The organism is Lyngbya sp. CCY1209 (assembly GCF_035615495.1).
Classification (GTDB): Bacteria; Cyanobacteriota; Cyanobacteriia; order Cyanobacteriales; family Microcoleaceae; genus Limnospira.
Genome location: NZ_JAJENU010000463.1, coordinates 1 through 18,994, shown reverse-complemented (window position 1 = coordinate 18,994; position 18,994 = coordinate 1). Strand labels below are relative to the sequence as shown.

At 55.4% G+C, this 18,994-nt stretch carries 16 protein-coding genes; 9 read left to right on the top strand and 7 right to left on the bottom strand.

Annotated elements, in window-relative coordinates; genetic code table 11:
• Window positions 1-244: 244 nt before the first annotated feature.
• The 8 genes from bchI to LKE08_RS14750 all read left to right on the top strand — a co-directional run bounded on the left by bchI (window position 245) and on the right by LKE08_RS14750 (window position 7,461).
• Window positions 245-1,342 carry a magnesium chelatase ATPase subunit I gene (gene bchI / locus LKE08_RS14785; RefSeq protein WP_324705006.1) on the top strand — a complete coding sequence of 366 codons (1,098 nt, stop codon included), beginning with the start codon at window positions 245-247 and terminating at the stop codon, window positions 1,340-1,342.
• 42 nt (window positions 1,343-1,384) lie between these two features.
• Entirely contained in the window at window positions 1,385-1,894 is a 510-nt protein-coding gene (gene ruvC, locus LKE08_RS14780) for a crossover junction endodeoxyribonuclease RuvC (protein WP_324705005.1), read from the top strand.
• A 17-nt stretch (window positions 1,895-1,911) separates the two neighbouring features.
• Complete coding sequence (locus tag LKE08_RS14775; RefSeq protein ID WP_324705004.1) at window positions 1,912-2,295, top strand: hypothetical protein; 384 nt, start codon at window positions 1,912-1,914, stop codon at window positions 2,293-2,295.
• 81 nt (window positions 2,296-2,376) lie between these two features.
• Complete coding sequence (locus LKE08_RS14770) at window positions 2,377-4,158, top strand: ABC transporter permease subunit (protein WP_324705003.1); 1,782 nt, start codon at window positions 2,377-2,379, stop codon at window positions 4,156-4,158.
• Window positions 4,159-4,480: 322 nt separating this feature from the next.
• Window positions 4,481-5,431, top strand: a complete 951-nt coding sequence (gene pstC, locus LKE08_RS14765) for a phosphate ABC transporter permease subunit PstC (RefSeq protein ID WP_324705002.1) — start codon at window positions 4,481-4,483, stop codon at window positions 5,429-5,431.
• Window positions 5,432-5,462: 31 nt separating this feature from the next.
• On the top strand, window positions 5,463-6,347 hold the full coding sequence (gene pstA, locus LKE08_RS14760; protein WP_324705001.1) for a phosphate ABC transporter permease PstA: 885 nt from the start codon (window positions 5,463-5,465) through the stop codon (window positions 6,345-6,347).
• A gap of 38 nt (window positions 6,348-6,385) precedes the next feature.
• Window positions 6,386-7,183, top strand: a complete 798-nt coding sequence (gene pstB, locus LKE08_RS14755) for a phosphate ABC transporter ATP-binding protein PstB (protein WP_324705000.1) — start codon at window positions 6,386-6,388, stop codon at window positions 7,181-7,183.
• A gap of 74 nt (window positions 7,184-7,257) precedes the next feature.
• Entirely contained in the window at window positions 7,258-7,461 is a 204-nt protein-coding gene (locus LKE08_RS14750) for a hypothetical protein (protein WP_324704999.1), read from the top strand.
• Between the two features lie 321 nt (window positions 7,462-7,782).
• Here LKE08_RS14750 and LKE08_RS14745 read toward each other — a convergent pair whose 3' ends face one another.
• Together LKE08_RS14745 and LKE08_RS14740 are read right to left on the bottom strand one after the other, a co-directional pair.
• Window positions 7,783-9,420 carry an acetolactate synthase large subunit gene (locus LKE08_RS14745; RefSeq protein ID WP_324704998.1) on the bottom strand — a complete coding sequence of 546 codons (1,638 nt, stop codon included), beginning with the start codon at window positions 9,418-9,420 and terminating at the stop codon, window positions 7,783-7,785.
• A 183-nt stretch (window positions 9,421-9,603) separates the two neighbouring features.
• Window positions 9,604-10,971 (bottom strand): NAD-dependent succinate-semialdehyde dehydrogenase, encoded by a 1,368-nt coding sequence (locus LKE08_RS14740; RefSeq protein ID WP_324704997.1) that lies wholly within the window; start codon window positions 10,969-10,971, stop codon window positions 9,604-9,606.
• Window positions 10,972-11,351: 380 nt separating this feature from the next.
• Here LKE08_RS14740 and LKE08_RS14735 point away from each other — a divergent pair, with 380 nt between their 5' ends.
• Window positions 11,352-11,504 (top strand): chlorophyll A-B binding protein, encoded by a 153-nt coding sequence (locus tag LKE08_RS14735; protein ID WP_324704996.1) that lies wholly within the window; start codon window positions 11,352-11,354, stop codon window positions 11,502-11,504.
• Window positions 11,505-11,734: 230 nt separating this feature from the next.
• Here LKE08_RS14735 and rpoD read toward each other — a convergent pair whose 3' ends face one another.
• The 5 genes from rpoD to LKE08_RS14710 form a co-directional block, all read right to left on the bottom strand.
• Window positions 11,735-12,898 carry an RNA polymerase sigma factor RpoD gene (rpoD, locus tag LKE08_RS14730; RefSeq protein ID WP_324704995.1) on the bottom strand — a complete coding sequence of 388 codons (1,164 nt, stop codon included), beginning with the start codon at window positions 12,896-12,898 and terminating at the stop codon, window positions 11,735-11,737.
• 485 nt (window positions 12,899-13,383) lie between these two features.
• Window positions 13,384-13,617: a hypothetical protein gene (locus tag LKE08_RS14725; protein ID WP_324704994.1), complete on the bottom strand. Its 234-nt coding sequence runs from the start codon at window positions 13,615-13,617 to the stop codon at window positions 13,384-13,386.
• A 555-nt stretch (window positions 13,618-14,172) separates the two neighbouring features.
• Window positions 14,173-15,069 (bottom strand): ABC transporter permease, encoded by an 897-nt coding sequence (locus LKE08_RS14720; RefSeq protein WP_324704993.1) that lies wholly within the window; start codon window positions 15,067-15,069, stop codon window positions 14,173-14,175.
• 51 nt (window positions 15,070-15,120) lie between these two features.
• Complete coding sequence (trxB, locus tag LKE08_RS14715) at window positions 15,121-16,491, bottom strand: thioredoxin-disulfide reductase (RefSeq protein ID WP_324704992.1); 1,371 nt, start codon at window positions 16,489-16,491, stop codon at window positions 15,121-15,123.
• 207 nt (window positions 16,492-16,698) lie between these two features.
• Complete coding sequence (locus LKE08_RS14710) at window positions 16,699-18,825, bottom strand: glycoside hydrolase family 97 protein (RefSeq protein WP_324704991.1); 2,127 nt, start codon at window positions 18,823-18,825, stop codon at window positions 16,699-16,701.
• Between the last annotated feature and the right edge of the window lie 169 nt (window positions 18,826-18,994).

The window sequence follows — 18,994 nt, the reverse complement described above, 5'->3', positions numbered from 1 at the left end:
CGCTTCTCAAACCAGCCGACCTCTCAAAGTCCCCCTTACAAAGGGGGATTTAGGGGGATGCGATCGCTTCTCAAACCCACCGACTTCTCAAAGTCCCCCTTACAAAGGGGGATTTAGGGGGATGCGATCGCTTCTCAAACCGACCGACATCTGAAAGTCCCCCTGACAAAGGGGGATTTAGGGGGATACGATCGCCCCGATGTGCAACAATAAAATACGGTACACCGGAAACAGAGAATTAATTGTGAGTCCAACTGCCGTCACCACTGATACACCCAAAGCCACAATTGCTGGACGTCGCCCCGTATTCCCGTTTACGGCGATCGTCGGCCAGGAGGAAATGAAACTGGCCCTCCTCCTCAACGTGATCGACCCCAAGATCGGCGGCGTGATGATCATGGGCGATCGCGGCACGGGCAAATCCACCACCATCCGGGCGTTGGCGGACCTGCTGCCCGAAATCGAAATCGTCGCCGACGACCCCTTCAACAGCGACCCCAAAGACCCGGAACTGATGAGCGACGGGGTGCGGGAACGGGTGAACCTGTCGGAAGCCCTCCCCGTCATCCGCCGCAAAGTGCAAATGATCGACCTGCCCCTCGGCGCCACGGAAGATCGGGTCTGCGGTACGATCGACATCGAAAAAGCCCTGGCCGAGGGCGTGAAAGCCTTTGAACCGGGACTTCTGGCTAAAGCAAACCGCGGCATTCTCTACGTCGATGAAGTCAACCTCCTCGACGATCACCTGGTGGACGTCCTCCTCGACTCCGCGGCCAGCGGTTGGAACACGGTGGAACGGGAGGGCATTTCCATCCGCCACCCGGCCCGGTTCGTGTTGGTGGGTTCGGGGAACCCGGAGGAAGGGGAATTGCGCCCCCAACTGCTGGACCGTTTCGGGATGCACGCCGAAATCCGCACGGTGAAAGAACCCAATCTGCGGGTGCAAATTGTGGAACAGCGCACCGCTTTCGACCAAAATCCGCCCCACTTTTTAGAAGAGTATAAAATATCCCAGGAGGAACTTCAGCAAAGGATTGTTGACGCCCAAGAGCGATTGTCTTCCGTGGAAATGGATTACGATCTGCGGGTGAAAATTTCCCAAGTTTGTTCGGAATTGGACGTGGATGGACTGCGGGGAGATATCGTCACCAACCGGGCGGCAAAAGCCCTGGCTGCGTTGGAGGGACATACGGAAGTCACCGTCGATGATATCAGCCGCGTGATCACGCTGTGCCTACGCCACCGACTGCGGAAAGATCCCCTGGAATCCATCGATTCGGGGTCGAAAGTGCAGAAGGTTTTCCGCCAGGTGTTCGGGTTGCCGGAACCGGAGGACAATTAATCGTTATCACCGGCAGGATGCCCCTGCGACGCGGGTGGAATTATGATCGCTCGTATTATCGGATTTGACCCGGGATTGGCGACGCTGGGGTTCGGGGTAATCGAATGTCGGACCCCGGAAAATGGCATTGGGGAAGCGTCGGAATGTGCGATCGATTTCGGCGCCATTCAGACATCTCCCGGCCAATCCCTCGGCGATCGCCTGGAAACGATTTACGGGGATGTACACACCCTACTCGACCAGTGGAAACCGGATATTGTCGGAGTGGAAAAACTGTTTTTTTATCGCATGGGAAATACCATTTCTGTCGCCCAGGCGAGGGGGGTGTTATTGTTGGTTTTGGCGCAGCGACATCTCCCCCTATTTGAGTTTACTCCGGCACAGGTGAAACAGGCGTTGACGGGTTACGGAAATGCCCAAAAATATGAAGTTCAAGAAGCCGTCGCGAGGGAGTTAAATTTGGAGGCGATTCCGAAGCCGGACGATGCCGCCGATGCGCTGGCGATCGCCCTGACAACTTGGTTCGATCGCGATCGGGTTTCTGATTCTTAATTTGTTTGATAAAATCCATGTCTGATATCATTCTAACTTCCCAGGAAATCGCCCAGTTCCGTTCCCAGTTGGCGGAATATTCCGCCGCTTTGGAAGCGTTGGATAACATTGAGGATTGCGAGGGAGATCTCGAAGATGCCGCGATCTCGATGGCGATTCATGTGGGGCAATCTCCCACCACTTCAGAAAATTGGCTGGACGGTTTGGCGAAGCGGTATCGCGTCACCCTTTGCGACGAAACCTACCGGGAAGATTTATTGCGGGGAAATATCGCCCCGATAGTCGCCCATTTGATGGAATTAAATCAATGTCCGGAATTGTTGGTAACTCCGGTCGTCATTTACGTTTTAAAAACGGGAGTTCAGCCCTTTTGCGAACCTCTGGAATACAAAAAAATGTGATCGCCAAAATTTTACTTGTAGGGGCCCCTGGCTTGCGCCCGATCGCTTTGGGGACACAACCAGATTTGCCAGAATTGATTCATGTTGAAACCGGCGAATATTAAACGTCCTTCTCTCCTGAATTGGCATTTATTCTGGGGAACTGTTTTTATCGTTTCCCTGGTTTGGTCGCTGCAAGTGGCGGGAATTTTTAGCGGGGAATTGGTGAATCCCGGCGGCATGACGCTGGTGTGGCAATTTCTGACCGCCGCAGTTTCCCCCGATTTGAGTCCGGAATTTCTCCAACTGACTCTAAATGCGACCTTAAAAACGATGAGTTTTGCGGTCTGCGGCACGTTTTTAAGTGTGTTTTTCGGGACGTTTTTGGGTTTATTTTCCTCCGAGATTTGGTGGAAATCCGTCCATCCCCAAAGTGCGCGATCGCCCCGGATATTCTGGCGGGCAATTCTGGCTTTTCCCCGTTCCATTCACGAGGCGTTGTGGGGGGTCTTTTTTGTCAATATTTTCGGACTCGATCCGCTGGTGGCCGTGGTCGCGATCGCCCTTCCGTTCGGCGCGATCGTTGCCAAGGTTTTTTCGGATATTTTGGACGAAACACCCCGAAATGCTTTATTTGCCGTTTTAAATAGTGGCGTTTCCCCCGCCAAAGCGTTTCTTTATACGATATTCCCCCAAGCATTTCTCAACCTTTTATCCTACACATTCTATCGGCTGGAATGTTCGATCCGTTCGGCAGCCGTGTTGGGTACCATCGGCGCGGGGGGGTTGGGTTACGAGATTTTATTGAGTCTGCAAGCCCTGCGTTACGAACAGGTTTGGACGCTGTTGATCGCCCTATTGATTTTGACGGGATTGACGGACATTTGGAGCGCCCGACTGCGGCACGAATTGGGCGCACCCTCCCGCCTGGATTTGAACTTGCCTTCAGACTCCCCCCCTTCTTCCCAAGGGGGGGCTGGGGGGGGATCAGACTCCCCCCCTTCTTCCCAAGGGGGGGCTGGGGGGGGATCGCGATCGCCCTCTCCCAACTCCCAAATTTCGACACACCGCCGCATTTCATTCCCGCAGTTTTCGGCGATTTTCGCCATCATTTTGATTGTCTTTTCTTTTATCTACATCGACGCCGACTATGGAAAATTGTGGTCGCCCCGCACCTTCGACCTGTTGGGGGGAATCTTGGACGATGCCTTTCCACCCCAATTCGGCGATTTGTCTCAACTCTTCACTTTGTCAAAACAAACCGTGGCGATGTCGATTCTGGCGATGACATTGGCGGGATTTGGGGGGATTTTACTTTCATTCTTAGCCAGCAATAATTTATTACTTCCCGGCGGAATTCTCGACCCCATCGCCTCCAAATCCGACTCGAAATTGAGTTGGGGATGGATAGTTTTAATTGTGAATCGCTTCGTTTTGTTATTTTCTCGGGCGGTTCCCGAACCGATTTGGGCGCTGATTTTTCTATTTATATTATTCCCCGGAATTTTACCCGGCGCGATCGCCCTCGGATTGCACAATTTGGGCATTTTGGGGCGGCTGATGGCGGAAGTAACCGAAAATTTGGAACAGCCTCCCTTGCGAGCCCTCGCCTCCCTCGGTGCGGACGGCCCGAAAGTGTTTCTCTACGGCATTCTCCCCCGCACCCTCCCCAGTTTCTTGGCGTACATCCTCTACCGCTGGGAAGTGTGCATCCGTTCGACGGCGATCGTCGGGTTGGTCGGGGCGGGGGGACTGGGACGCTTGCTGGCGGAACAACTCAGCAGCTTCAACTACGGCGGACTTTTGGGAACTCTGACCATTTTTGTCGGGTTGACGGTGGCGGTCGATTCGATCAGCAATTTAGCCAGAAGGACGCTCCGCTGACGCTCGGGAAGGCGACAAAAATTTTCCAGTCGAAGGGGTTGACCAATTATGTAACAGTATATACGAAAGCTATTCGATACGAGAAAAAATTATTGATCTAACCCCCAATCATACCAAGCTCCGGTTAATAAAAGATTAATAAGAGCATAAATTTAGGTTAATTTTTCCAAAAAAATCGCCGTTTTTATTAGATTTCAAACTTGGGTTAGATCATCTCACAAAATAGATAAACTTTAAAATCTATCCCCTGACGGACGGCAGAAAGTCAGTCATTTTGTAGAGTTGTAGTGTCAGTTTTGACTCGACATCATCAATCAATTTTATGACTTCTTCTACTCAAGATGCACCAACTTCGGCGCCCGATCGCTCGAGTTTAGAATTATTTTTCGATCGCAGTTTTATCTGGACGACCCGAATCCTCGCCTTCGGAGTCGCCGCACTTCTCTTTTGGATGGTGATTCAAGTGGGTTTGGCGGCTGTTCCCGCCATCCAAAAATTCGGCTGGGGATTCCTGGGTTCGAGCGCTTGGAATCCGCCGGAGCGCGATTACGGCGTGCTTCCCATGATGTACGGGACGGTAATCAGCTCTTTAATTGCCCTGTTAATTGCCGTCCCCATCGCCATCGGAACCGCGATCGTTTTGAGCGAGAATTTCCTCCCCGCTTCCGTGCGGACGGTGCTGACATTTTTGGTCAAACTGTTGGCGGCAATTCCCAGCGTCGTCTACGGATTGTGGGGGATTTACGTCCTGATTCCCGTCCTCACCGATATCGGCGGATGGCTGCACAAAACCCTCGGATGGATACCCCTGTTCAGCACCCAACCCAAAGGCCCCGGAATGCTTCCGGCGGGGGTGATTCTCGCCATCATGATCTTGCCAATTATCACCGCCATTTCTCGGGACTCCCTCGCCTCCCTTCCCCCGGAATTGCGGGGGGCTTCCTACGGCGTCGGTTCCACCCGCTGGCAGACCATTTTTAGCGTTCTTTTACCCGCCGCTTTTTCCGGCATCGTCGGGGGCATTATGTTGGGGCTCGGACGTGCTTTGGGGGAAACGATGGCCGTGACGTTGGTAATCGGAAATAGCAACGATTTGAGTCTGTCCATCCTCGCCCCCGCCAACACGATCGCCTCCTTAATTGCCAGCCAATTTCGGGAAGCGAGCGAACTGCAAGAAGCGGCGCTGATGTACGCGGCACTCATCTTATTTTTGATCACTTTGGTCGTCAATGTGATGGCAGAGTGGATCGTGCAGCAGGTCAAAAAATACTGACTTTTTAACGTTCAAGCAATGGGGTTTTACGATGACATCACAGCAACTCGAAAATTTCGGCGATCGCGATATCGAAACGTCGGGTTTGGAAGCGCGAACCCTCATCGATCGCATCCTAACGACGGTGGCGTTTCTCCTCCTGGGAATCGCAATTTTGCCCCTATTTTTGGTGATCGCCTACGTCACCATCAAGGGATTGAGCCGCCTGAATTTTGACTTATTGACGGGCATTCCTCCCGCCGCGATGGAATCCGGTGGCGGCATCGGATCGGCGATCGCGGGGACGCTGTTATTGGTGGCGATCGCGGCAGTCGTCAGCATCCCATTCGGCATCGCTGCCGGAATTTACCTGTCCGAATTCAGTTCCAAAAAGATTGCCAAGTGGATTCGTTTTTTCACGAACGTTTTGAGCGGCGTTCCGTCCATTATCGTGGGAATTTTCGCCTACACTGTCATCGTTTTGACGATGGGAAAATTCTCGGCATTTGCCGGTGGAATCGCCCTGGCAATTTTGATGCTTCCCATCGTCGTGCGAACCACCGACGAAGCCCTGCAAATCGTCCCCCAGGAAGTGCGCTGGGCGTCCGTCGGGGTGGGTGCCTCCAGCTTTCACACCGTCCTACAAATCGTACTTCCCGCCGCTCTCCCCGCCGTCATTACGGGCACCACCCTCGCCCTCGCGAGGGCCGCCGGAGAGACCGCACCGCTGATTTTTACGGTGCTGTATTCCCCCTACTGGCCCGACGGCGTTTTTGATGAAACGATCCCCGCCCTTTCGGTGGTGGTTTTTAACTTTGCCACCTCCGCATTTGACAACCAGCAGGAATTGGCTTGGGCCGCATCTCTGATTCTGGTGTTGTTGGTGCTGATTGCCAGCATTCTCTCCCGGTGGATGACCAAAAAACAGCAATATTGATGGCGGCAATAGTTTAGATAATCGATAAGGTGAATACAATGGCATCTGACAATTCTTCAAATACAAGCCTCCTGAATGTCGAAAATGTGAGCGTCTATTACGGGGAAGCGTTGGCGTTGAAAGATGTCAACATGGAAATCCCAAAAAATCAGATTACGGCCCTGATCGGTCCCTCCGGTTGCGGCAAAAGTACCTTGATTCGCTGCTTCAATCGTCTCAACGATCTGATCGAAAGTTTTAGTCTGGAAGGGCGACTCTCTTACAAAGGTAAAAATTTGTACGATCCCAAAGTAGATGCGGTAAAAGTTCGCCGTCAAATTGGGATGGTCTTTCAAAAGCCGAATCCGTTTCCCAAATCCATTTACGAAAATATTGCCTACGGTGCCCGCATCAACAAGTATTCCGGTGATATGGATGAGTTGGTGGAAAATTCTCTCAAGCAGGCGGCACTGTGGGGCGAGGTCAAAGATAAACTCAGAGAAAACGGTTTATCTTTATCTGGCGGACAAAAGCAGCGCCTCTGTATCGCCCGGGCCGTGGCACTCAAGCCGGACGTGATTTTGATGGACGAACCCTGTTCTTCTCTGGACCCGGTTTCGACGGAACAGGTGGAAGATTTGATCCACGAATTGAAGGGAAAATACACGGTAATTATCGTCACCCACAATATGCAGCAGGCTGCGCGGGTCGCGGATTTGACGGCATTTTTTAACGCCCGGGAACAGGAGTCCGGAAGTCGGTTCGGTTATTTGGTGGAATACGACGACACCGACAAGATTTTTGACAATCCCGAAGAAGAGGCGACTCAAAAATATGTGAGCGGCCGTTTCGGTTGATGTCTAGCTTTAGCAGGATGTCAAATTTTGATTTGAGTTCCACACTAAAAACAAGAGCAAATAGGAGAATTGACATGAGTTCCGACAAACAGAATTTTGAACGACCCGAAAATCAAACTCAACCCGCCGTTGAACTCGAACAAAAATTCAAACATTCCGAAGAAGAGGCGGAGGTTCCCCAGGATGCCGAACAGGGTTCGGATCTGCCCAACCGGCAGATGACGATCGCCCACAATCCCGGCGGCGCGGTGGACGCGGATTTGAGCGATCGCAATTGATCTCAAATTCGGTCAAATACCCAATCGATGGACGAAGGTTTTTTTCCGGTTAAAAACACCTTTTTATTCCGAAAAATCCTCCTTCCGCTCCTTCCGCTCCCTCTGCTCCCTCCGCTCCCTCCGCCATTTTTCGGGGAGAATGAAACAGCCGGGCCCTTTGTAAGGGAGGAGATCAGGGGGGATAATGGGGGATCGAAACGTATCGAAACAGATAGACAACTGCTATAGAAAAAGGACAGGTTTGCCATAGCCGACCTGTCCAAATAATTGTTGAGTCATCTAAAGAGAAAAGCGGGGCTTTAGAACGCTTTCAAACCACCTTTAAATGGGGCAGCAAAGTCCCCCTGCGCGTTGGCTGAAGCGGGCATTTTCCCGGTAGTCAACGGGACAGTCGATCACCGCCGGAACGTCTTGCGCCAGGGCTTCTTTGAGGACGGGAACCAAATCGGTCGCCGCCTCGATCCGGTATCCTTTCAGACCCATACTTTCGGCGAACTTGACAAAATCCGGGTTGCTGAATTTAATAAATGAAGCCGAACCGAACTGATCTTCCTGCTTCCATTCGATCAGGCCGTAGCCGCCGTCGTTGAAAATGAGGGTGACGAAGGGCGTCCCGACTCGCAGGGCCGTTTCGAGCTCCTGAGAGTTCATCATGAAGCCGCCGTCGCCGGTGACGGCGACCACTTTCAGCTCCGGATGGACGAGCTTCGCCGCGATCGCGCCGGGAATGGAAATCCCCATCGCCGCGAACCCGTTGGAGATCAGGCAGGTGTTGGGGCGATCGCTGTGGTAGTGCCGCGCCATCCACATTTTGTGGGCGCCCACGTCGGAAATGACGATATCCTCCGGACCCATCACCTGCCGCAGATCGTAGATGATCTTTTGGGGTTTGATCGGGTAGCCGTCGTCCGTGGCGTAGCGCTCGTAATCTTGGCGGATATCCGACCGCATCTTGATGCCGTAGGGGTCGGGTTTCCCGGTGCGATCGGACCGGCGCAGGATCTCGTAAAGCGAATCCGAGATATCACCAACAATTTCAGCGATCGGGATGTAGCTGCTGTCAATTTCTGCCGCGTTGGCGCCGACGTGGATGACCGGGATCTTGCCGTGGGGGTTCCACTTCTTGGGCGAATACTCGATCAGATCGTAGCCGATCGCGATCACCAAATCCGCCTTATCAAAAGCGCAACTGATGAAATCCCGCTGTTGCAGCCCCGTCGTCCACAGGGACAGCGGGTGGGTGTAGGGTATCGCCCCCTTACCCATGAACGTATTAGCCACCGGAATATTGAGTTGGGTGGCAAATTCCGTCACCGCCTCGCTGGCATTCGCCCGTAGGGCCCCGTTACCCACCAAAATGATCGGGTTGACCGCCTTCGAGATGGCGATCGCGGCCTCGTTCATACTGTGGTAAGCCGAATAACTTTTTTCCCGCCGATCCCGTTCCAGGGGTTTCCCCTCCACGGGCATACTGGCGATATTTTCCGGCAGATCGATGTGCACCGCCCCCGGCTTCTCCGTCTGCGCCAATTTAAACGCCTTGCGGACGATTTCCGGCGTGATGCTCGGCCGCACGATTTGGGCGTTCCATTTCGTCACCGGTGAGAACATCGCCACCAAATCTAGATACTGGTGGGATTCGATGTGCATCCGGTCCGTCCCCACCTGGCCCGTAATCGCCACCAGAGGGGCACCGTCCAAGTTGGCGTCGGCCACCCCCGTCATCAGGTTGGTGGCACCCGGTCCCAAGGTGGACAGGCAGACCCCCGCCTTTCCGGTCAGGCGTCCGTAGACGTCCGCCATGAAGGCGGCGCCCTGTTCGTGCCGGGTGGTGATAAATTGGATGGAGGACTCCTTCAGGGCTTCGAGAATGTCCATATTCTCTTCCCCGGGCAGTCCGAAGACATATTGTACCCCTTCATTTTCGAGGCACTTGACCAAGAGTTCGGCTGTATTCATGTGGTACGTTTTCAGTTAGAAAAAGTGATTTAAAAAAGTGGAGAGTTATCCTTAGAAGTTCAGCGAACTTCGGGAGTTAAAACCGGTCGATTTCAATCGAAAAATATGGGTTCAAAGAGAGTGGCTGGCTCTCTCTTCCCCGGGTTGACGATTGAAGGTTGAACTTCTAATTTGGCGTCCCCATTATTTAATCCAGACGGTTTTAACGTTGACAAACTCGTGAATGCCTTGGATGCTCAACTCGCGCCCGTAGCCGGAGCGTTTGATGCCGCCAAAGGGAAGCCGCGGATCGGACTTCACCAAACCGTTGATAAAGACGGCCCCGGCTTCCAACTCCAAGGTTAAGCGATCCTGCTCGGCCGCGTCTGTCGTCCATGCACTTGCGCCCAAACCGAAAGATGTGCTGTTCGCCAGTTCGATCGCCTCGTCGATGCCCCGAACCCGGAACAGCAGCGCCACCGGACCGAAAAATTCCTCCTCGTAGGCCGGAGTTCCCCGGGGAATGTCGGCTAAAATCGTCGGCGGATAGAAATTTCCCGGGCGGTCGGAGAGCCGCTGACCCCCCGTGAGCGCCTTCGCACCTTTGGCTCGGCAAGCTTGCACCTGTTTGTCAATATCTTCGAGAATTCCCGGCGTCGCCAGGGGTCCGACATCCGTATCCGGCAGCATCGGATCGCCCACTTTCAGCGCCTGAAATTTCTCGACCAACTTTTGTTGAAATTCTCCGGCGATCGCCTCGTCAAGAATGAACCGTTTGGCAGCAATGCAGGACTGGCCGTTGTTCAGCATTCGGGCCGTCACCGCCGTCTCCACCGCCGCCTCGAGATCGGCACTTTCCAAAACGATGAATGGATCGCTCCCCCCCAATTCTAGCACCGTTTTTTTCAGATTTTTACCCGCTTGAGCCGCCAAACTGGCGCCGGCCGGTTCGCTCCCCGTCAGGGTCGCGGCCTTGATGCGATCGTCGGCGACAATTTGAGCCACCTGACTCGCCCCCACCAGCAGGGTTTGGAACGCGCCCTCGGGAAATCCCGCCTCCCGGAAGATTTCCGCCACCGCCAGGGCGCACTGGGGCACGTTGGAGGCGTGTTTGAGTAACCCCACGTTCCCTGCCATCAGCGCCGGCGCCGCGAAGCGGAACACCTGCCAGAAGGGGAAGTTCCAGGGCATCACCGCGAGCACCGGGCCGATGGGTTGGTAGCGCACGAAGCTGCGACTCGCGTCGCTTTCGGCTGGGAGATCCGCCAGAAATTCGGCGGCTTTTTCGGCGTAAAACCGGCACACCCAGGCGCTTTTTTTCACCTCCGCGATCGCGCCTTTGATGGGTTTTCCCATCTCCAATGTCATGATTTTCGCAAATCGTTTCGCATCCCGCTCCAAAATGTCGGCCGCCCGGTTCATCCACTCGGATTTTTTTTCCATCGGCAAATAACGGTAACTAACCGACGCTTTTGCCGCCGTTTCCAGACAAACCTCGATCTCTTCATCTGTCAGGGCATCGAAAGATTTGACCAACTCTCCTGTCGCCGGGTTGACTGTAGCGATTCCCATAACAAGTTTTTCATTAAATTTCAATGTTTACATCTCTACATCCTACCGCTTAAAAAGGACGATTTATCACGACATTCGGAATTTGAGCAGGGCTGAAACAAATCGATAACCTTGTTGAAATAACTTAAAACTTATGAGAATAATTAAACGGTTTAATCGGTTTTTTTACCCGGTTTGACTCATATTCTTAACAAAACGATAGAAGAATCGAGGGGAGCGTCAGTTCTCCCCGCCCCCCGACCCCAGACCCCCGCTCCGCCCCGAGCCAATCTACCTACGTTCGCGGACAGATCTGGGTGCGATCGCCTTGCGAGTCCGAAGATTTTTCGTTACATTAATTTACAATAAGACGACACCATCTGTTACATAGGAGTCACATCATGGAAGAACAAAACCGCAACGCCTGGAATTGGGGCTTTACCGCAGGCGCCGAAAACTGGAACGGCAGATTGGCGATGGTCGGCTTCATCAGCGCCGTCCTCATCGAACTGTTCTCCGGTCAGGGCCTCCTCCACTTTTGGGGCTTGATGTAGGAGGTGGGGGATATATATACAGATCCCTCCACCTCCGTCAGTCGAGGTGTAGCCAGCACCCGACCCGGCCCGAAAGCCGGAATTGAGATAGCAAATTGAAACGCAGCGCCATTATACCACCTTGAGGATCCATTGGGACATCCTCAAGGTTTCCCAGCCCTTCTCGCCCCGAGAAGGATGCCGGCGCGATGCGCCCCTTTTTTGAAAACGGACTCCGAATCCCCTTCGTGTCAGCGGATGTATTCCTTGAGAATGCTGTTCCGGTTGGGGTGGCGCAGCTTCCGCAGCGCCTTGGCTTCGATCTGGCGGATTCGCTCCCGCGTCACATTGAAAATCTGGCCGATTTCCTCGAGGGTTTTCATCCGCCCGTCGTCGAGTCCGTAGCGCAGCCGCAGCACGTCCCGCTCCCGGGGGCTGAGGGTGTCGAGGACGCTTTCGAGATCTTCGCGCAGCAAGCTTTTGGAGACCTGATCTTCGGGGGTTTCCCCGTCCGACTCGATGAAGTCTCCCAGGCGGGAATCCTCTTCCTTACCGATGGGGGTTTCCAGGGAAATGGGCAGTTGGGCGGATTTGGCGATGAACCGCAGCTTTTCGATGGTCATCTCCATGCGGGTGGCGATTTCTTCCTCCGTGGGTTTGCGGCCCATCTCCTGGGACAACAGTTTAGTGGTCTTTTTGATCCGGGAGATGGTTTCGTAGAGGTGAACCGGAAGCCGGATCGTGCGGGACTGATCGGCGATCGCCCGGGTGATCGCCTGGCGAATCCACCAAGTCGCGTAGGTGCTGAACTTGTAACCCTTCTCGTGATCGAACTTTTCGGCCGCCCGGATCAGGCCCAAGCTGCCTTCTTGAATCAGATCTTGGAACGACAACCCCCGGTTCATGTACTTTTTGGCAATGGACACCACCAGCCGCAGGTTGGACTGCACCATTTTGTCCTTGGCCCGCCTGCCGAAAAACAGGCGGCGGCGGAATTCGGGCAGGTTCATGTCCACCGCGCTCGCCCACTCCTGTTCGTTCGGTTCCCGATGGTAGTGTTCGATCAATTTTTCCCGAATTCGCTCCAATTCGAGCAAGTCGGCAATTTTGCGGGCGAGTTCGATTTCCTCGTCGGCCCGCAGCAGCCGGATGCGGCCGATTTCCTGCAGGTACAGCCGGATCGAATCTTCGGTGTAGTGCTTCTTTTTAGCTTGGGCGCGACGTCGGGATTTGGTGATTTTTCCCGCCTTAGCCGCCTCGTCGTCGGGTTGGGACTCCTCAAATTCCTCTTCGAGAGCGTCTCCGGCTTCGAGCAAGTTATCAACCAAATCTCGGTCGGATTGGGGGTTAGACAATTCAAGCGTTTCCATTTCAGGCTCAATGGTGGTTGCGAGTCCGTTTTTGATTTGGATCATGCCGCGTTCCTCATGCTCCTCAATTCAAGAATCAATCACGAGAGACAGAACAGATCTGTCTGTAGATAGTTTAGCCAATTCCTCACTGGGTCTTGCCGTCGGGTCGGGTGCGACGATCGCAGACACTTTGCGTTTCATCCCGATCCGCCCGTCAGGCGGGGTAAAAATACCGCTTTTTCTGGGGACGGCAGCGGACACTCCTCAAAATCCTCAACGATTTTAGCCTCTTTTACAAAAATTGGGCGGGGATTCCCAAACCCGGACGTTCTCCGAGCTGCCCCGAAGGCTGGATGGGGATTTGAGTCATTTTTAGTCGGAGTGCGGCCGTCGCCATCGACCCGCTTGTGTGCGATCGGTCTCCCCCATTAGGGATTCGGATTGGCAGGGGTTTTACAATTCATTGAAAGCTCTATGAATCGGTTTTCCAATTGGGGATTACTCGATCCATGTTAGCTTGTCCGAGAGTTTGTTGGGTTTGGATTCCTTCATACACCGTTTTTAGACATCGATCCGAAGTGACCCGTACCCCCATGAGGCCGGACGGCTTCGGTGTTCTCTTCCTGCTTCGTTTCGGAAGTGTCGGCACTTTCCAATCCGCAGGTTGACGCGATGGAACTCATCGCCATCGGAAAAATTTGTCGCCGCATCGGAGTCGCACTCGCGGGTGAAACCGATCGCGATCGCGCGGCATTTGGGATCAGGGCATGATTCGATATCAAGTCGCAATTGACAGGGGTGGGGTGGGAGGCGATCGCATCCCGGAAATGTCACGACCGGACCGTCTGCCGTTGCCCGGATCTCAGTCTAACAAACCCATGTCAAATTGGATGAGCCGGGGGCGAGATGAATTGATCCGATCGGTTCATCTGATCAAGTTGGTCAGATGGGTCGGACAGTTTTGAGCGACAAACCGGGCGATCGCACCGGTTCTGGTCTCCTCCCGGGGGAACCTCGGAACTCGAAAGACTCGAAACTCCCGACTCTCAAATGGGCTCTGGGAATGCCGGCTGAAATTTTCGAGACGTGAGGAGTGCCGTTCGGAGTCCGCCCGACGAACCCGAAAAACTGAAACCGGCTTGAGGAGGAGAACTTCCCTCGCGACTCGCGGGAAATTGTCCCCGATGGGTGCGAGAATTTCGGTTCTCCGGCCTGTCATCCTTTTCTGTTAAGGTAGCTCAGATCTCAAAATTTGGAAGCCCGTCAAACATTAAATCAAGTTAAGTTTTTGACGTCACACCGTCCGACAATAGATGGTCGGGAGATTGATTGATTGATCATTTTTGCCGTCCGCCCCGACTGCGAAGTTGGGGGTTCACCCAGTCGTCTATCCCCTCTCCGAGCAGCGACAGCCCGATCACCATCGAGGTGAGGGCCAGCCCGGGAAACAGCGGACTCCACCAAATCCCCGTCGGCAGGGCCTCCAGGGCCAGCCGCAGGTCGTGGCCCCATTCGGGGGTTTCCGGGGGGAGCCCCAAGCCCAAAAATCCCAACCCCCCCAAAATCAGCACGGCGTCGGCCGCATTCAGCGTCAGTAGCACCGGGACGCTGCGGATCACGTTCAAGAACAGGTAGCGGGAGAGAACCGTCCAGGTGTCGGCCCCCATCGCCTGAGCCGCCTCCACGAACAATTCCGTTTTGACGCTAACGGTGTGGTTGCGGACCACCCGATAATATTGGGGGATGTAGGCGATACTCAGGGCGATCGCGGCGTTGAACACCCCCCGCCCCACCACGAAGGCCAACGTGATCGACAGCAGCAGCCCGGGGAGGGTGTAGATCGTATCCATCAAAAACAGTAGCACCCGGTCCGCCTTCCCCCCCAGATACCCGCTCACCAGACCCAGGGGGACGCCGGTCGCCAGACTCAACACCGTCGCCAGCAGCACCACTTTCCAGGCGACCTGGGTGCCGAATAGAGTGCGGGAAAAGATGTCGTAGCCCTGGCGATCGGTCCCGAACCAGTGTTGCGGAGCCGGTGGCGAGTGGACGGGGTTGGCGAGAAATTCCGTCGGACTCTGGATCCAGCCCCAGGCCAGAAACAGGGGAGAAAAAAGGGCGATCGCGACAAAAATCACGGTGATCAGCGCTCCGACCGCCATCATCCACGCCGAGACGCCCATCCGACCGGATCGCGTCCAAAATCGAGAAAATCGGGATTTAGTCGAAGTCATGGTTTGGGAAAAATCGGGAATCGGGAGCCAGGTTCGAGCTTTGCGACTCTTTCACAGGTTACTCTGGATCGCGTCCCGATACTGACTTTTTTGCTTCACCCCCTTCAATTCTCGGACCAGATCCTTATTTTTAAATAACTGGACCGTCGGAGTCCCCACCACCCCCGCATTCTGGGCGATGTCGGGATCTTGTTCGATGTCGATCTCGACGGAGTGGATTTTGCCCTCGAATTCGTCGATCACCTTGTCCAAAATCGGTTTCAGGACTTGACAGGGGCCGCAGGTGGGCGAAACGTACTTCACCAAAATCAGGCGATCGCTCTCGTGGTAGAGTTTCCGCAGCGCATAAGAACCCCGGTGTCTCGTCAGGTCGCGATCGTAAGTTTCCTCCGTATCGGCCGCCTCCGCCTGTTGGGGCGCTTCTGTTGCCGTTTTCGGCGGTTCCGCCTGCTTGAATTCCCGAGCCAGCCCGGAGGCCGACAGCCACCGCTCCGCCAGCATCGCCCCCATGCAGCCGCTCCCCGCCGCCGTCACCGCCTGACGAAACTCCCGGTCCTGGACGTCTCCCACGGCGTAGACCCCCTCCACGCTGGTTTCCACGCCACCGTGGCGGGTGACAATGTAACCCACCTCGTCGAGCTCCAAGTGCCCCTCAAAAATCCCGGTGTTGGGGGTGTGGCCGATCGCGTAAAATAACCCCCCCACGGACAACTCCTCCTCCTCCCCGGTGCGGTTATTTTTGATGCGGACTCCCTCCATTTTCATTGTGCTGTTTCCGAAGACATCGATCGCCTCGGTATTCCAGTGGACGGTAATTTTCGGGTTCTCGAACACCCGCTGCTGCATGGCCTTGCTGGCCCGGAGTTCGTCCCGGCGCACCAACAAATGCACGCGGCTGCCGTATTTGGTCAGATAAACCGCCTCTTCGGCCGCGGAGTCTCCCCCTCCCACCACCGCCAGTTCCACCCCCTTGAACAACGGACTGGCGCCGTCGCAGATGGCGCAGGCGGAGATCCCCCGGCTCCAAAATTGCTCTTCGCAGGGCAGGTTCAACCGTTTAGCCGTGGCCCCGGTGGCGATGATGATGCTGTGGGTTTGCAATTCCCGCTCCTCGGAGCGGACGGTGAAGGGCCGGCGGGAGAGATCGACGGCGACGACATCCTCGGCGATCAATTCGGCCCCCCACCGAGCCGCCTGGGCCTTCATCCGCTCCATCAATTGGGGGCCGGTGATGCCGTCGGGAAAGCCGGGAAAATTCTCGACTTCGGTGGTGGTCATCAACTGTCCGCCCGGAACCCCCCCCATCTGATATCCTTCAAAAACGACGGGTTTCAAATTGGCTCGCCCCGCGTAGATGGCGGCGGTGTACCCGGCTGGACCGGAACCGATTATGATTAGATTTTCAACGTTGGCATCCGTCATCGAATCTCAAATTTAAAATGATTTGACTGAAAAAATTATACCGCCAGAAACCCGGTCGCTTCAAATTGATGGGCATCCGAGAAATCGGGTTTCTGACCCTTCGGGGATGCCGGATAAACCGGGTTTTTGCCAACATTTTTAATTCCCCAAAGCTGTTTTTATGGCAAGGTGATTCCGGTCCGCCATTCCGATCCGGGGGGCGATCACTCAGACCTCAGAATTCCCGTAGCGGGGATATCTCCGCAGGTCTTCGGGCGTCGCCGGCTCCAAAATCACCGCCTGTCCGCCAGACGGCGCCAGATTCGCTTTCAGGAGATCTTCCCCCGCCATCAAATAGCGGTTAATTTGATAGGCTTGGGGGTTGTTTTGATAGTCCGATTCTTCGCCGTCTTCAAAGACGTGGGCGACGTAGGTGCGCCCCGCCTCCAGGAAATCCAGGGGGATCTCCAGCGTGCGGGCTTCGGCGTCGGTGGCGCTGCCCAAATACCAGCTTTCCCCCCGGCGGCGGGCGATCGTGATGTAGTCCGCGATCGCGCCGTTGATCACCCGCGTCTCGTCCCAATCTGTCGGCACCCGCTCCACAAACTCGAAGGCCGGGTGTCCCTCGTAATTCTCCGGCAAATCCGCGGCCATCTGCACCGGGCTGTAGAGGATCACCAGATTGGCGAGTTGCTTGGCCAGGGTCGTCTGCACCCGGCTCTCCGGCCGGTACTCCGGATCAACGAGGTCGAAAATTCCCGGCGTGTAGTCCAGGGGTCCGGCCAGCATCCGCGTGAAGGGCAAAATTAGCGTATGTTCCGGCGGGTTGTCCGGGAATTCTTTGGAGGCGTTCCACTCCATGCCCCGCACCCCCTCCCGGGTCATCATATTCGGCCAGGTGCGCTCGATGCCCGTCCCTTTGATGGGTTCGTGGGCGTTGACGGCGATTCGGTGCCGCGCCGCCAACTTCACCACCTCCCGGTAGTGGTTGACCATAAACTGGCCGTGGTGGTGCTGCCCCTCCGGGCGGATGGCGCCGGCGTAGCCGGTTTTCACCGCCGGAACGCCGAGGTCGCCGTACAGTTGGAAGGCTTCCTGCATTTGCCGTTCGTAGCTGACGACATCGCCGCCCGTCTCGTGGTGGCCCATCAGCGCCACCCCTCTGGAGCGCCCGTATTCCACCACCGCCTCCAGGTCGAAGTCGGGGTAGGGTTCGGTAAAGTCGAAGGCGTCCTTTTCCCCCCAGCTTTCCCACCCGGTATTCCAACCTTCCACCAGGACGGCATCGATGCCGTGTTCGGCGGCGAAGTCCATGTATCGTTGGGCGCGATCGGTCGTGGCGCCGTGGTTTTCACCGGCGGCCCAGGAAAATTTGCCCAGGTGCATCCCCCACCAGATGCCGATATATTTAATCGGCTCGATCCAGGAGGTGTCCTCGATGCGGGAGGGTTCGTTGAGGTTGAGCATCAGGTGGGATTCGATCAGGTCGCCGGGGGTGTCGGCGATTTGCACCATCCGCCAGGGGGAAACGTGGGGGGTGGAGGCCTTCACCTTCACGCCGTCCGGCCAGGGGACGAGGTGGCTTTTGAAGGTCCCGGGCCGATCGCTCTGGGCTTTGAGGGTCATGCCGGCGTAGTCGGTGAGGGCGGCTTCGTGGACGCTGAGATAGCGGGATTGATCGGGACTCTCCATCGTGATGGGGGTGTTGACGGCGTGGGGTTCGGTGTATTCGGCGAATTTCAGATCTTCCCAGGCTGTCGCCTTTCGGTCGAAGTCCCGGCCGGCTATTTCGCTGATGGGGGTGTTGCGGTAGGTGCGCTCGTAGCTGTCGAAGTTGGCGGGAATCCACCAGGAATTGTAATCCTCGGCGAAGCGGAAATAGGTTTCTTCCGAGGTGAGGTCGAAGTCTCCCAGGTTCGGCTGTTCCGGCAGGCGGTAGCGGAAGGCGATGCCGTCGTCGTAGGCGCGGAACAGCAAATCCAAGCGGCGGTTGGGGGGGGCGGTTTCTTCGAGGGAGACGACCAATTCTTGATAATTGTTGCGGATGGTGGAGTCGGTGCCCCAGACGGGGTTCCAAGTGCGATCGACGGCGTTCAGTTCGGTGTCGGTCACTCTCAAATCGTCCGTCAGGGGTTCGGCATTTTGAAATTTCAACCCCAGGGGGGAGGGTTCGATGACGGTTTCTCCGGCGGCGATGACGCTGTAGTGAGGTCGTCCCTCCCGCAGTTCGACATCGATCCGGATATCCCCGTCCGGGGAGGTGACTTGCAAGTTGCGGGAACTGCAAGCGATGACCAGCAAAGCGGTCAGGACGGTACTCAGACAAAATTGAAATCGCTTTCGACGGCGGGACATAGATTGAAAACAGGCGGATTGCGGTCGATCTCACCGTAGACCGATCGCGATCGCCGGGTCGTCCGACGAAAGGCGCAGATCGGGATTCGATCTCACGTAAAATCTCCGATACGTTTGGAAGCTCTGTCTCTTTAGAGCAGGGAGGAAAAACGAACGGCGACTTGAGTCG